This window comes from Streptosporangium sp. NPDC049248 (assembly GCF_040678965.1).
Lineage (GTDB): Bacteria > Actinomycetota > Actinomycetes > Streptosporangiales > Streptosporangiaceae > Streptosporangium > Streptosporangium fukuiense.
On sequence record NZ_JBFAQY010000006.1, the window covers coordinates 138,226 to 152,975 of the forward strand.

9 protein-coding genes are annotated in these 14,750 nt (G+C 71.3%); 7 read left to right on the plus strand and 2 right to left on the minus strand.

What is annotated here, in order from left to right; all coding sequences use genetic code 11:
• Positions 1–126 precede the first annotated feature (126 nt).
• The 5 genes from AB0K21_RS14155 to AB0K21_RS14175 all read left to right on the plus strand — a co-directional run bounded on the left by AB0K21_RS14155 (position 127) and on the right by AB0K21_RS14175 (position 9,183).
• Positions 127–1,938 (plus strand): fatty acyl-AMP ligase, encoded by a 1,812-nt coding sequence (locus AB0K21_RS14155; protein ID WP_364149866.1) that lies wholly within the window; start codon positions 127–129, stop codon positions 1,936–1,938.
• Entirely contained in the window at positions 1,938–5,939 is a 4,002-nt protein-coding gene (locus AB0K21_RS14160) for an MMPL family transporter (protein ID WP_364149868.1), read from the plus strand. The genes AB0K21_RS14155 and AB0K21_RS14160 overlap by 1 nt, the downstream gene beginning before the upstream one ends.
• Positions 5,936–7,384 (plus strand): MFS transporter, encoded by a 1,449-nt coding sequence (locus tag AB0K21_RS14165; protein ID WP_343974807.1) that lies wholly within the window; start codon positions 5,936–5,938, stop codon positions 7,382–7,384. The genes AB0K21_RS14160 and AB0K21_RS14165 overlap by 4 nt, the downstream gene beginning before the upstream one ends.
• Before the next feature lie 76 nt (positions 7,385–7,460).
• A complete protein-coding gene (locus tag AB0K21_RS14170; protein ID WP_364149870.1) occupies positions 7,461–8,678 on the plus strand; it encodes a glycosyltransferase in 1,218 nt (405 codons plus the stop codon).
• A gap of 79 nt (positions 8,679–8,757) precedes the next feature.
• A complete protein-coding gene (locus tag AB0K21_RS14175) occupies positions 8,758–9,183 on the plus strand; it encodes a response regulator transcription factor (RefSeq protein WP_364149872.1) in 426 nt (141 codons plus the stop codon).
• A gap of 131 nt (positions 9,184–9,314) precedes the next feature.
• On the opposite strand, the gene AB0K21_RS14180 is transcribed toward AB0K21_RS14175, so the two are convergent.
• Positions 9,315–9,980, minus strand: coding sequence for a response regulator transcription factor (locus AB0K21_RS14180; RefSeq protein WP_364149874.1), 666 nt, complete (start codon positions 9,978–9,980; stop codon positions 9,315–9,317).
• 167 nt (positions 9,981–10,147) lie between these two features.
• Here AB0K21_RS14180 and AB0K21_RS14185 point away from each other — a divergent pair, with 167 nt between their 5' ends.
• Positions 10,148–11,995: a DUF4118 domain-containing protein gene (locus AB0K21_RS14185; protein WP_343974795.1), complete on the plus strand. Its 1,848-nt coding sequence runs from the start codon at positions 10,148–10,150 to the stop codon at positions 11,993–11,995.
• Between the two features lie 134 nt (positions 11,996–12,129).
• Here AB0K21_RS14185 and AB0K21_RS14190 read toward each other — a convergent pair whose 3' ends face one another.
• On the minus strand, positions 12,130–12,978 hold the full coding sequence (locus AB0K21_RS14190) for a HAMP domain-containing sensor histidine kinase (protein WP_343974792.1): 849 nt from the start codon (positions 12,976–12,978) through the stop codon (positions 12,130–12,132).
• Between the two features lie 346 nt (positions 12,979–13,324).
• Here AB0K21_RS14190 and AB0K21_RS14195 point away from each other — a divergent pair, with 346 nt between their 5' ends.
• The gene (locus AB0K21_RS14195; RefSeq protein ID WP_343974789.1) at positions 13,325–14,641 is read left to right on the plus strand and encodes a hypothetical protein; all 1,317 of its coding nucleotides are present in this window, start codon (positions 13,325–13,327) and stop codon (positions 14,639–14,641) included.
• Positions 14,642–14,750: the final 109 nt, after the last annotated feature.

Consider the following 14,750-nt stretch of genomic DNA (forward strand, 5'->3'; position numbering starts at 1 on the left):
ACTGGTGATCAGTTGTCATGCCGGTAATAACCGGCAGCCGGGAATGTGGAGTGCTTTGGCAAGAATTGCGAGATACCCCTGACGTAAGTTGCTAGGTCCCTGTACCTCGGCGAGGGGACCTTGAGCATGAGCGAGACGCTGATCGCCCAGGTTGAGCGGTGGGCACGGGAGATTCCTGACGCTCCGGCCTACACCTTCCTTGACTACTCCGCCGGACGCGACGGGGTGCGGCACACGCTCTCCTGGGCGAAGGTCGACCTTCGGGCACGGGCGCTGGCCGTACGGCTGCGAGAGGTGGCGCACCCGGGCGAGCGGGCGGCGATCCTGGCGCCGCAGGGACTGGAGTACGTGGTCGCGATGCTCGGGGCGATGTACGCCCGGGTGATCGCGGTACCGCTCTTCGCGCCGGACCTGCCCGGTCACGCCGACCGGCTGATCCGCGCCTACGCCGACGCCGACCCGGTGTGCGTGCTCACCACGACGCCCGCGCTGGAGGGGGTGCACGCCTTCCTGGACGGCCGCTCCGCGCCCCGGCCCAAGCGGATCATCACCCTGGACACGGTCTCCGACCTGCTGGCCGACGAGTGGGAACCCGAACCGATCGGCCCCGAGGACCTGGCGTATCTGCAGTACACCTCCGGCTCGACCCGCGCCCCGGCAGGGGTGGAGATCAGCCATGGCAACTTCACCGCCAACGCCAGGCAGCTGTGGACCGCGTTCCGCGCCACCCCCAGGGTGTCCACGGCCGCGCTCTGGCTGCCGCTCTTCCACGACATGGGCCTGATCGCCACCATCGCCGCGCCGATCGTGGGCGGCAACCAGTCGATGTTCATGGACCCGGTGGCGTTCGTCATGCACCCGGTGCGCTGGCTGCGGATGCTCTCCGGGCAGGCGGACGTGTTCACCGGCGGTCCCAACTTCGCCTACGAGTACACGGCGAGCCGGGTCACCGAGGCGGAGAAGGCCACGCTCGACCTGTCCGGGGTGTCGGTCATGCTCAACGGCGCCGAGCCGCTCCGGGGCGGCACGATCGGCCGTTTCTCCGAGGCCTTCGCCGGGTGCGGGCTGCGGCCCGAGGCGCACACCCCCGGTTACGGCCTGGCCGAGGCGACGGTGTTCGTCACCGCGATGGACCGGGACCTGCCCGCCCGCGTCACCCTGTTCGACCGCGACGCGCTGACCGCGGGGCGCGCGGTGCCGCACACGGGACGGGGCCGGATCAGCGATCTCGTCTCCTGTGGGGTGCCGACGGGCCAGCGGGTGGTCATCGCCGCTGTATCCGACACGACATCCGATACGACATCCGGCATGGCGTCCGGTACGGCCAGGCCCGACGGCGAGGTCGGCGAGATCTGGGTGCGGGGGCCCAACGTGGCGCGGGCCTACTGGCGGGACGCCGAGCGCAGCGCCGAGGTCTTCGGCAACGTCCTCGAAGGGGAGGAGGGCACCTGGCTGCGCACCGGTGACCTGGGCGTCATGCACGGGGGCGAGCTCTACATCACCGGACGGGTCAAGGACCTGATCATCGTCGACGGGCGCAATCACTATCCACAGGATGTGGAGGTGACCGTGCAGGAGGCCGAGGAGGCCGTCCGCAGGGACCATGTGGCCGCGTTCGCGGTGCCGGGGGAGGAGACCGAGCGGCTGGTGGTGGTGGCCGAGCGGTCACGGAAGGCCGACGGGCGGGACATCGACGAGATCGCGGCCAACATCCGCGCCGCTGTCACGAAAAATCATGATCTGCGGCTGCATGACTTCGTACTGGTCGAGGCGGGGGCCGTGCCGCGCACGTCCAGCGGGAAGATCGCCAGGCGTGCCTGCGCGCGGGCCTACCTGGACGGCGCCTTCCCGACCGGCGCCTTCCCTGCCGACGGGTTCCCTGCCGACGGGTTCTCGGCCGACGGGTTCTCGGCCGACGGGCAAGGTGCCGACGTCTGATGTTCGAGTCGCTTGGGCGGGCCGTCTACCGAGGGCGCTGGTCCCTGCTGGTCCTGGGGACCGCGTTCGCGGTCCTCGCCGGCTACTTCGGGCTGGGGCTGTTCGGCAGGATGTCCGACGGCGGCTTCGAGGACCCGGGGGCCGAGTCGACCTCGGCCGCCGAGTGGAGCCAGAAGTGGTTCGGCGGCAACTCACCCGATGTGGTGGCCCTCTACACGCATCCCAGCTACGAGGCCGCCGACGAGCGGTTCGAGAAGGACGTGCGGGAGGCGCTCCGCGCGCTGCCCGCCGAGCAGGTCGCGAGCACCACCACCTACTGGTCGACCAAGGCCGGGGAACTCGTCTCCGAGGACAGGCACTCCACCTACGCGCTGATCACCCTGCGCGGCGGGCAGCTGACCAAGCAGAGCGGGTACGAGAAGATCAGGGACGAGCTCCGCAGGGCGCCCGCCGGATACACGGTCAAGATCGGCGGCAGGATCCCGCTGCTCAAGGACCTCAACGCGCAGACCGGCGCCGACCTGCAGCAGGCCGAGGCCATCTCGATGCCGGTACTGCTCGTCCTGCTCGTCATGGTCTTCGGCAGCCTGGTCGCGGCGGGCCTGCCACTGGTCGTCGGGCTGCTCTCGGTGGCCGGGGCGCTGTTGCTGCTGAGACTGCTCACCGAGGTCACGGACGTCTCGGTGTTCTCGCTGAACGTCGTGACGATGCTCGGGCTCGGCCTGGCCATCGACTACTCGCTCTTCGTGCTGAACGCCTTCAGGGAGGAGATCCACCGGGGGACGCCCACCGAGGCGGCGGTCGTGCGGACCATCGCCACCGCCGGACGCACCGTCGCCTTCTCCGGGCTGACCGTGGCGACCTCGCTCAGCGGGCTGCTGCTCTTCCCGCAGATGTTCCTGCGGTCGATAGGGCTGGGCGCGGCGGCGGTGGTGCTGGTCGCGATGGTGTCCGCGATCGTGGTACTGCCCGCGCTGCTGGCCGTGCTCGGGCCGAAGGTGGACGCGGTCAAGGTCATGCCCGACTTCGGCAGCCGCAGGGGCGGTACCTGGCACACCATCGCGTCCAGCGTGATGCGCCGCCCGGTCGCGTACCTTCTCGGGGTCGGGCTGCTCCTCGTCGCGCTGGCCGCGCCCTTCGCGCACGCGCGGTTCGGCAGCGTGGACCATCGCGTACTGCCGGAGGGGTTCGAGAGCCGCCAGGTGGCCGAGGAGATCAACACGAGGTTCGCCAAGAACGCCCTCTCGCCGATCGAGGTCATCGTGCTCGTCGAGCGCGACCTGGTCGGGCCGATGACCGCGTCGGCGCCCGGCGCGCTCACCTCCGAGGTCGGTACCCAGCGCGGCCCCATCGGCGTCGGGAACTCGGGGATCACCCCGGTCACCCCGGTCGGCCCGCTGGACGTCAAGGTCTTCGCCGAGCGGCTGGAGGCGCTCGACCACGTCACCGGCGTCGACGTGACCGGCGTCTCCCAGAACGGCGGCGCCGTGCGGCTGGCGGTCCGCTACGACAGGGACCCGATGTCGGACGAGGCCCGCGCGCTGGTCGACAGGATCCGCGAGCTGCCGCCCGAGCCGAACTTCCAGGACGTCGTCGTCGGCGGCCCCACCGCGGCCCAGCTGGATCTCCAGGCCAGTCTGCGGGCCACCCTGCCGTGGACCGCGCTGGTGGTCTGCCTCATGACGGGCCTGCTGCTGTTCGCCGCGTTCGGCTCGATCCTGCTGCCGGTCAAGGCGATCCTGATGAACGTCGTGTCGCTGGGGGCGTCGTTCGGGGTGATCGTCTGGGCCTTCCAGGACGGCCACCTGGCGAGCGTCCTGGGCTTCACCCCGACGGGGAGCATCGAGGCGACGATCACGGTGCTGATCCTGGCCGTGGTGTTCGGGCTCTCCATGGACTACGAGCTGTTCCTGCTCAGCAGGGTCCGTGCGGAGTGGCTCAGAACCGGCGACAACACCGTGGCCGTGGCGGTCGGGCTGGAGCGGACCGGAGGGGTCATCACCAGCGCGGCGCTGCTGCTGCTGGTCGTCATCGGGGCGTTCTCCACGGCCGGGATCACGATCGTCAAGATGCTCGGCGTCGGCATGTTCGTGGCCATCGTGGTGGACGCCACCCTGGTCAGGGCGCTGCTGGTGCCCGCGACGATGCGGCTGATGGGCGAGGCCAACTGGTGGCTGCCGAGCTTCCTGCGCGGCTTCCACCGGCGGATCGAGATCCGCGAGCACGCCACGGACGAGCTTCCCGCCACGTACGTGATGGTGGAGCGTGCGGGTGCCCCCGGTGCCCACCGCGCCGCCCCCGCGCGTCGCCTCGCCCACCTCCCGCGGCCCCCGCAGATCGCCGCCGGAACCTCCTCCCAGGTTCCCGCGGGGCCTGCCTTGCCACCGCCCGCCGAACCACTGCCGATCGCCCCCGCCGTTCCGGTACGCGTCATCAGGACCGGCCGCGACGGCGACTGGCAGTGGGCCGAGGAGTTCCCACCGCCCCCCACCGCACCTCTGGACCCGCATGTGCCGGTGCCGGACGTCCGCGCGGCGGAGGGGGAACCCTGGGACTCGCCCATGGATCCGCACGTCCCGGCACCGGGTGTTCGCGCCATGGGGGAGGGGCCCTGGGTCGTACACCTGGACCCGCACGTCCCGGTGCCGGAGGTTCGCGCCGAGGGAGAGGAGTCCTGGGGCTCGCCCGCGGACCCGTATGCCCACGCCGCGGAGGAGGGGGCCTGGGGGGCGCCCGTGGATCCGCACGTTCCGGTGTCGAACGCCCGTGCGGCGCGGGAGGAGAGTCGGGGCCCGCGCCCGGGCCCGGCGGTCCCGCGCAACGGGTCCCGTGCCCCGTCCCCCGAGCCCGGTACGGCACGTCCCTGGCGGTCCCGGATCTCCGATGCCTCCTTCCGGCAGAACCGGTCGAATCCCTACCCCATGCCCGGACTCGACGCCGAGCCGCCCCCTTCCGTCCAGCCGACGTCCAGGCCCGCCGCCGCGTCCAGCGCACCGCCGACGTCCGGCCCCGGACCGGCCGGGGGCAGGACCAGGAAGGTCATCAAGCCGAACCTGGACGGTCCCGGCTGGCACTGGGCCGAGGAGCAGGAGAGGCCGTCCCCACCGGAGCCCCTGCTGACCGTGCGGGACGCGATGGAACAGTCCCCCCGTCATCCGGTTCCTCCCGCCGCACCGTCCGGGCCGCCCGCCTCGCTCCCGCAACGCCATTCCGCGTTCGTGCCACCCCCGCCGCCCCCGATACGGCCCGGCCCCGTGATCCGGGCGCGTCCCGAACCCGCGCCCCCGGAGCCGCCCCGGCCCGCTCCCGAGTCCCGGCCCGCTCATGTGGCCCGCTCCGGTGACTTCCCGCCGCCCCCGGCGGCTTCCGAGCGCCGGCCCGCCGGGCTGCCGGAGGCCCCTGGCACGCCACCCGCCACCCCGCCTCTGGCGCCCGTACCCGAGGAGGTGGGGAGGCCGGAACCCGGGGAGGACGCGCGCCGCGTGCCGAGCCTGCCGCCGGTCAGCAGCCATCTGATCGACCAGTTGGAGCCGCTGGTACGGCCGGTGGCCAGGGCGATCGAGCCGGGCCCCCCGGCGCCCCGGCAGGAGATCCCGGCATCCCCGCAGACTCCCCCCTCGGCCCCCTCTCCGCCTGCGCTTCCGCAGACCCCTGCCCCGCCCTCTGCCCTGCCCTCGGTCCCGGCCTCGCCTGCGGTTCCGCAGACCCCGGCACCGGCACCGGCCCCGCCCTCGGCACCGTCACCGGTTCCGGTCCCCCAGGTTCCGCGGCCTCCGGCGGAGGTGCGGTGGAGGGCGGCGGTCCCCGCCTCCCCGCCCGCTGCCGCACCGCGCGGTGAGGCGGTATCGCGCGGTGCGGGGGAGCCCGCGGGCAGGGCGCCCGCGAGGCGGGAGACGGAGGAACCGGCGGGAGGCTGGGTCGCCGTGGGCACCAGAACCACGCGGGTCGTACGCCCCAAGGCCGACGGATCCGGTTGGGAGTGGACAGAGGTGGACGAGTGAGCGATCGGGCCGTACCGGGCGCGCAGCCCAGGCCGGACGCCCAGGTCGTACCGACTCCGTCCGCCGCGTCGAGCGCGCCCGGTGCGTCGCCATCAGGATCGCCGGCGGGAGCACCGGCGGCGCGACGAGGGCTGTTGCTGCTGGTCATCGGGCTTGCTGGATTCGTGACGACGCTGGACAACACCGTCGTGACGGTCGCGCTGCCCACCCTGCAGGCGGAGCTGGGCGCGTCGCTGGCGGCACTCGAATGGGTCGTCACCGGCTACGTCCTCACCTTCTCGGGATTCATGCTCGCCGGTGGCAGGCTGGCCGACGTCTACGGCCGTCGCAGGGTGCTCGTCGCGGGACTGGCCGTCTTCACGGCGGCGTCCCTCGCGGCGGGGCTGGCCACCTCGGTGGGCGCGCTCGTCGCCGCCAGGCTGGTGCAGGGTTCCGGGTCCGCCCTGATCCTGCCCGCGATGCTGGCGATCGTCGCGGTCGGCAACGACGAGCGGCAGCGGTCCGTCGGGGTCGCCGTCTGGATGGCGTCAGGGGCGGGCGCGCTCGCCCTGGGGCCGGTCGTCGGCGGTTATCTCACCCAGCACTTCCACTGGAGCTGGATCTTCCTGCTCAACGTCCCGCTCGGCGTCCTCATCGTCGCGCTCGCAGGCGTCGCGATCCCGGAGTCGCGCGACGAGCGGGCCGCCCGGGTGGACGTTCCAGGGGTCGCGTCGTCGGTGGTCGTCCTGTCGGCGGGTACCTTCGCCCTGACCTTCGGGGCCGAGCTGGGGTGGACCTCGCCGCCGATCCTGGTCGCGCTGCTGTTCACGGTGGCCGCCGCCCTGGTCTTCGCCGTCGCGGAGAGGCTCGGCGAGGACCCGATGGTGGACCTCGCGCTGTTCCGGTCGCGGACCTTCACCGGCGGGGTGATCGCCCAGGTGCTCTGGGGACTCGGGGTCAACGGGGTCTTCTTCTTCACCGCGCTGTTCCTGCAGGGTGTGCTCGGTTTCAGCCCCACCGCGTCCGGGCTGGCGTTCGTGCCGCTGGCGCTGCTGGTCGTCGTGGTCACGCCGCTGGTGCCGTTCGCCGAACGCCGGATCGGTGCCGCGCGCACCGTGGCGCTGGGGCTCGTCCTCGTCGCCGCGGGCATGGCCGCCGTCGCGTTCCTGCGCCCGGGGGACGGCTGGGCCGAGCTGCTGCCATCGGTATGCGTGATCGGGATCGGCTCGGCGCTGACCATGCCGCTGGGGTCGGCGGTGCTGGGTGCCGTGCCCGAGTCCAGGGCAGGGGTGGCCGGGGGCGTGTTCAGCGTGGCCCGGGAGATGTCGGGGCTGTTCGGCATCGCGATCATCGGGGTGATCGTCAACAGTTCCGCGAGCTTCACGGCCGGCTACTCGACGGGCCTGCTCGCGGCCGCGGGGCTGGTCGTCACGGGGGCGGCCATCAGCCTGGTGACGCTCCGATGAGTCGTCCGCGTGGCGACGCCTTGGTGAGCCGCCGGACCGGTGAGTTTCGGCGAGCCGTCGGTTCGGGGAGGTTCGGGTGAGGATCGCGGTCCTGGCGTTCGGCTCGCGGGGTGACACCCAGCCGTGCGTCGCGCTCGGCGCCGGGCTCGCCCGGCGGGGGCATCAGGTCATGATCGTGGCGGCGGGCCGCTACGGCGGGCTGGTCGAGGAGGCGGGGCTGGAGTTCAGCCCGATCAGCGTGGACCCGTTGAAGATCATGGAGTCCGAGGAGGGGCAGGCGTGGCTGCGGAGCGGCCCCGCCGGGTTCGCCAGGGGGTTTCGCGCGATCGTGGAACCGCTCGCCGAGCGCCTGGTCGCCGAGGTGGACGCGGCCTGCGCCGGAGCCGACCTCGTCCTGTCACCCGCGCTGGGCGGTTTCGGGCACCATCTCTCCGAGCGGTACGGCATGCCGTACGCGCTGCTGCACTTCCAGCCCAGCGAGCCCACCAGGGCCTTCCCCAACCCGCTGGTGCCGTTGCGCACGCTCGGCGGAGCCGGCAACCGGGCCAGCTACGCGCTGGTCGAGGGGTTGAGCTGGCTGTTGCTCGGTCGCATGGTGAACCGGCTGCGGGGCCGGGTGTTCAAGCTCGAACCCATGCGGGGCAGCCCGTTCCGGCGGGCACGGGCCGATCGGGTGCCGGTTTTGTGCGGGGTCAGCCCCTGGATCGTCGGCCGCCCACGGGACTGGCCGGACTACGTGCACCTGACCGGTTTCTGGTCACTTGAGCGCGCGCTGCCGCCCTGCCCCGAGATCGTGGCGTTCCTCGACGCGGGGCCGCCACCGGTCTTCGTGGGCTTCGGCAGCATGATCCCGGCCGATCCGGTCGCGACGGCGGAGACGGTGGTGGCGGCGCTGCGCAGGGCCGGGGTGCGGGGAGTCCTTCAGGGCATGCCGTACGAGGGCGCCGACGACATGCTCGTCATCGGCGATATCGATCATGGGTGGCTCTTCCCGCGGATGGCCGCGGTGGTGCACCACGGCGGCGCCGGGACCACGGGGACGGGCCTGCGGGCCGGGGTGCCGGGGGTGATCTGTCCCTTCTTCTCCGACCAGCCGTTCTGGGGAGCACGGGTGGCGTCGCTGGGGGCCGGGCCCGCGCCGCTGCCGATCGGCAGGGCCACCGCGGGAGCACTGGCCGCACGGGTGGTACATGCCGTACGGGATCCGGGAACGCGGGCGGTGGCGGCGCGGCTGGGGGAGCGGCTGCGGGCCGAGGACGGGGTGGGACGCGCGTGCGAGGCGCTCGGAGTCTGACCGTGTTCGGGTCGCCCGAGGCTCGCCGACCATGCTCCATACCCGCCAGTGGCCTCCGGATTTTCCCGCTAGCTGCAATGTGCCGACGCTGTTCCCCTGCGATCCTCGATGTGTGGCCGTAAGTTGTCTGATCGTCGATGACAGCGATCACTTCCGCTGTGCCGCCCGTGCGCTGCTGGAGCGGGAGGGGATCGCCGTGGTCGGCATGGCCTCCGCGAGCGACGAGGCCCTACGGCAGATCGGCGACTCCCGGCCGGACGTCGCGCTCGTCGACATCGATCTCGGTGAGGAGAACGGTTTCGACGTCGCCCGGCGGCTCGCACGGGTGCCGTCCGAGGGCCGCCCGCGCATCATCATGATCTCGACCCATGCCGAGAAGGACTTCACGGACATGATCACGGCCAGTCCCGCCGTCGCGTTCCTGTCGAAGTCAGCCCTTTCCGGGGCGGCGATCCGCGACATTCTCCGGAAAGCCCGCGACGAAGGGGATCTGAGCCCCGCCTGACCCGAGGCGTGCCCCGTGGGTTTCCCGCCGGGCCGGCCCGCGACGCCAGGCCAGCCCCACCGGTCCGGCCCCGTCGGCCCCACAGGTCCCCGCGGCCCCGGACCCGCATCGGTCCTCAGGTCGCATCCGGGTCAGCGGGTTTCGAGGAAGGCCAGTACGGCGAGGACGCGGCGGTGGTCGTCTTCCGATCCCGGTATCCGCATCCTGGACAGGATGCTGTGCACGTGCTTCTCGACCGTGCCCTCGGTGATCCAGAGTTTGCTCGCTATGCCGGCATTGGAGCGGCCCTCGGCCATCAGGGCGAGGACCTCCTGCTCGCGCGCGGTGAGGAGTTCCAGCGGGTCGTTCCTGCGGTGGGACTTGATGAGCTCCCGCACCAGGCTCGGATCGACGACCGAGCCGCCCTGGGCGACGCGCTCGAGCGTCTCCATGAAGTCGCCGACCCCGGTCACCCGGCTCTTGAGCAGGTAGCCGACCCGGTGCCCGGCGGCGAGCAGTTCCATCGCCTCCTCCACCTCGATGTGCGCCGACAGCAGGAGGATCCCCGTCTCCGGAAACTCCTCGCGGATCACCCGTGCCGCGTCAAGGCCCTCGTTCGTGTGGGTCGGGGGCATCCGGATGTCGAGGATGACGAGATCCGGCCGGTGCTCGCGGACCAGGGGGAGGATCTCCGTCGCGTCTCCGGCCTGGCCGACGACGTCGAAGCCCGAGCGTGCCAGCAGGCTCGACACCCCCTCGCGGAAAAGCACGTCGTCGTCCGCCAGTGCCACGCGTATCCGGTTCTCGTGCACGATCATCGCCCTTTCGGGGTGTCTTTCCCGCCGGGCCCGTCATTAAAAGAATGGTCGCTTTAGGGTTAAGGAATTCTCAATGCTCTGGACGGTCGGTCGTAAGTCCGCCGGGCGGGGTACGATTCGGGACGAAGTGCGAAATATCCCGTTGACATGCGAGTATCTTAGTATCTATGCGCGAGCGGCTGCTGTCGTCATTGACGCACACAAAGCGTCAATCTTTCGTGCTTGGGATCATATGCGGCGCCGCGTGTATCGCGGCGGAAGTTTTGCTGTCCCTTTTCCTGCTCCGCTTGATGCCGGGCGGTTTCCTGGGCGGGATCTACCTGCTCGGTGTGCTGCTGGTCTCGGTCGTCTGGGGCCTGTGGCCAGGGCTGGTGACCCTGCTGGCCAGCGCCACCGCCTTCGACTACTTCAACCTTCCCCCGCGGGGATTCTTCTTCCCTGGGGAGCGCTGGCTCTGGACCCCGCTTCCGATCTTCCTTCTCGTCGGGCTGGCGACCACTTTGATCGGGGCACGAATGCGCTCACTGGGCATCCAGACGAACGAGCGTCGCCGTGAGGCGGACCTCTCCGTGCAACTGGCCCACATCCTGCTGCGTACGGAGAACCCGAGCGCTGCGCTGCCGCCGGCCTCGCGCCTCCTGGCCCGGACCCTGGGGACGCCGGGCCTGGAGATCCGGCTCGCCGAGGTCCCCGCCGGAGAGCACGGCGAGGTTCTGCCGCTCACAGAGGGCGGCGATCGGGTCGGCACGCTCGTCCTTCCCGCCGGGACGTCGGAGGACGTGCGGAGACGTCTGCGCGACCGGATGCTGCCCTCTTTGGAGGCATTGTTGCGGGCGGCCCGCGATCGCGAGGACATCGGGGCCGTCCTGGCGTCCAGTCGTGACGAGCTGCGCAGGATCGCGCGGGAACAGGCGACGTTGCGGCGGGTCGCGACGCTCGTGGCGCAGGGCATCTCCTCGACGGAGCTGTTCAACGCGGTCGCCTACGAGATGGGCTCCCTCATGAAGGCGGACCACGTGTCGGTCAGCCGCTACGACCCCGGCCACACGACGGTGGTGGGCACATGGAGTCTCCGGGAGGATGTGCGGAAGGTGATGCCTCTCGGCTCGCAGTGGCCGATCAGCGAGACGATCGTCTCCGGCATGGTGCTGCGGACGGGAAAACCGGCACGGGTGACGAACTATGAGGAGACCTCGGGAACGATCCTGAGGTGGGCCCGTGAGATGGGCATCACCTCCGCACTCGGCTCTCCCGTGATCGTCGACGGCTCTCTGTGGGGGGTGATGCTCGCTTTCTACAGCCGCTGGGAGCCGAGGCTCGAAGGCGCTGAGGAGCGCATGAGGGACTTCACCGAGCTGATCGCGACCGCCATCTCGAACGCGCAGGCCCGCGCCGATCTCGCCGCCTCCCGCGCGCGCCTCGTCGCCGCGTCCGACGAGACCCGCCGGCGCATCGAGCGTGACCTGCACGACGGTGCCCAGCAGCGACTGGTCTCGCTCGGGCTCGAACTGCGCGCGGCGGAGGCCGGAGTGCCGCCGGAGATGACAGGGCTCAGGGAGCAGCTGTCTCAGGCGGTCCAGGGGCTGACCGGGGTCGTGGAGGACCTGCAGGAGCTCTCCAGGGGCATCCACCCGGCGATCCTGTCGAAGGGCGGTCTCGTACCCGCGCTGAAGACGCTCGCACGCCGCTCCGCCGTTCCGGTCGAACTCCAGCTGGACTCCGTCCCGCGCCTGCCGGAACGCGTCGAGGTGGCTCTCTACTACACGGTGGCGGAGGCGCTGACCAACGTGGTGAAACACGCGCACGCCTCCGTGGTGTGCGTCACCCTCGGCGTGACCGGGGCGACGGTCCGGCTCTCGGTCAACGACGACGGGACCGGAGGAGCCGAGTACGGCAGGGGCTCGGGGCTCATCGGGCTCAGGGACCGCGTCGAGGCGCTCGGCGGAAAGCTGACGATCACGAGTTCCGCGGAGGAGGGCACGTCGCTTCTGGTGATGGTGCCGATCGAGAACTGACGGCCACGGCCGGCCGGCCGATGGGGCGGGTCCCCCGAGAGGGAACCCGGTCGCCGGTCCGGGGGAGCCTGGACGGGCGACCGCCCGGTCGGGGGGTGGGGGCTTGGCGGATCCCACTGTCATCCGGGCAGGTGTCAGGGGGTGGGGGCCCCGCGGGAAGTGGTCTCTCCACCGCCGTCCGGCCGTGCGGCGGCTGTGGTGGTGAGCGGAAGGCGGAAGACGAACCGTGCGCCGCCCAGTGGAGAGCCGTCCACCTCGATGGTGCCCAGATGGGCTTCGGCGATGTCGCGGGCGATCGTGAGGCCGAGTCCGGTGCCTCCCCGACTGCGGCAGCGGGCCGTGTCCAGCCGGGTGAACCGCTCGAAGACCCGATCCCTGTCGGCGTCGGCGATGCCGTCCCCGTCGTCGGTGACGGTCAGCTCGCCGTATTCACCGTCCCTGCGCACCTCGACCAGCACTGTGCGCCTGGCATGGCGCTGTGCGTTGTCCAGGAGGTTGGAGAGGAGCCGGTCGATCTCCGCGTCGACGACGTTCGCCCTGACCCCGGGGGCGAGCCGAAGTCGTACGGGGATGTCGTCCTCGCGCCGCGAGACCGTGGCGCGGGCCAGCTCACCCAGGTCCGTGCTGACGAACGTGTCCGGCGGGTTCGTGCCGACCTTCGCCAGCATCAGCAGGTCGCTGACGATCCTCTGAAGCCGGTCGACGTCTTCCAGCGCGTCTGCCAGCAGCTCGCTCAGGTCCGTCTCCTCGGGATGCAGCCGTGCCTCTTCCAGGAGAGCCCTGAGCCCGGCGATCGGGGTGAACAGCTCGTGCGAGGCGTCGGACACGAATCGCCGCTGCTGGACCAGCGACCGGTCGATCCGGTTCCTGGCGTTCTCCATCTGCTTCAGCAGGTCACTGGTCGCCAGGGCGAGACGAATGATCTCGTCCGACCCCGGAAGCCCATGGAACCGGCTGCTCAGAGGGTTGACGTGCGGCGACATGAAGATCCCGTTTCGATCTGCACCGATCGGTGCGCTTTTCAAGGAAGGCGGCGAAGTCTCGTCATCGGCGACGCCGCCGCGGAGACGGGCGGTTGCCCTCATCACCATGCTGTCGTCTCCGGCGCCCGCCGTCTGCGCTGGCAGCCTCCGTTTGTCGCTTCACGCCAGTGGGGCCTCGGCATTCCGGCTACCTGCAATGCCGCGGGCTCCCGCCCGCGTGGGACGCCGGATCAGCCGGAAGGTATCAAAGTCCTGTGTGTCCTTGACTGGGGCTGTTGAGCCCATTGCGATCTGGGTAAAGTGTGGATCGATCGTTTTGACCAGCTTCACCCGGGGAGTTCAGGACATGCGACTTACTCTGCGCCGGGCCCTCGCCGTCGGTGCCGCGCTCGCGCTCGTCGGGATCATGACGCCCGGGGCCGCGTACTCGCAGGACGACCCCCGTAGCTGCAACGATCTGATGGGGGCCGACACCCCGGCCTACATCGTGTGCCACTGGCTGGCCAAGCCGGAGGAGGCCCTCGGCGTCGCGCTCTTCTGGGGCAGCGACGACGCGGCCCACCTCAGGGAGGCCAGCCCGGTCGACGGCAAGTTCATCGACTGCTCGGCCGCTGGATCCGTCTGCCCTGAGCCGCTCGGCGGCGGCGCCGAAGGCGACGAGAACTCCCCTCTCCCCGAAGGCGCGGGGGAGGACGGCACGCCGGAGTGCGAGGCGGGCCAGCAGTGCTCGGTCGACGGGCACGGCGAGGGCGGCGACGGCACCGTCAGCGGACCCGAACAGACCGGTGCCGCCACGTCGACCGCCACGAGCACCCAGGACCCCGCCGTCGCGGCGGCCGCGCTGACTCCGGCCGGTCAGGCGATCACCGCGGCGAAGGCCCGGCAGCTGAGGGTCTGGATCGACACAGAACTGGCCGACGACTGGAAGGCGGGCACCGAGACGTTCACCGCCGCCGTCAAGCGCATCGGCGCGCTTGCCGCGCGTCCGGAGGTCACGGGCATCCGGTTCACCTCCCAGCTGGGCTACAACAGCACGTTCAAGACGGACGCGGAGGTCACCGCGTTCGTCACCGCGGCCTCCGACGCCCTCCGCCAGGCCGCGCCCGGCAAGCGGCTGGGCGTGCACACCGTGGTCCCCGAACTCGCCTGCGGCGCCAACGACACCTGCAAGGCGGAGATGCGCAAGCGGTACCCGCTGCTCGCCCCCGAGAAGATCGAGTCCCCGCTGATCGCGGGCCGCGTCGACCAGCTCTCCCTGGACACCGGCCTGCTGTACGGCGGCTACGACACCTGGAAGATCGACGCCGAGCAGGCCCACCGCAACCAGTGGATCCAGGTCCGTGCCCGGTCGTGGGACGTCCTGGCCCAGATCGCCGCGGAGGAGACCGGTCTCGTCGGCCAGGTGACCGATGAGCAGATCGCCTCCCGGCTTTCGGTGCCCGTCAAGGACAACGCCGCCCAGCAGGTGAACGTCTGGACCCGAGTCCAGGACGCCCAGGGCGCGGTGAACCGGCTGACCGCCTGGGACCAGCTGAAGAAGCTCACCCCGATCCAGCGCCGCCTGGCCGCCGTCTACGACCCGGCCAACCCCGAGGTGGACGTGACCACCGACCTCAAGAAGCTCTCCGAGGCTTTCGGCCAGATCTATCTCGCGACCACCTGACGCACTCCCGCGATACCGTGCGATGTCCCGGTGAGGCGGCTCAGGCCGGTTTCACCGGGACCGCGAACCGGCAGACCTGGCCGGCGGGCGGGGCGCCCCGGCTCTCCGG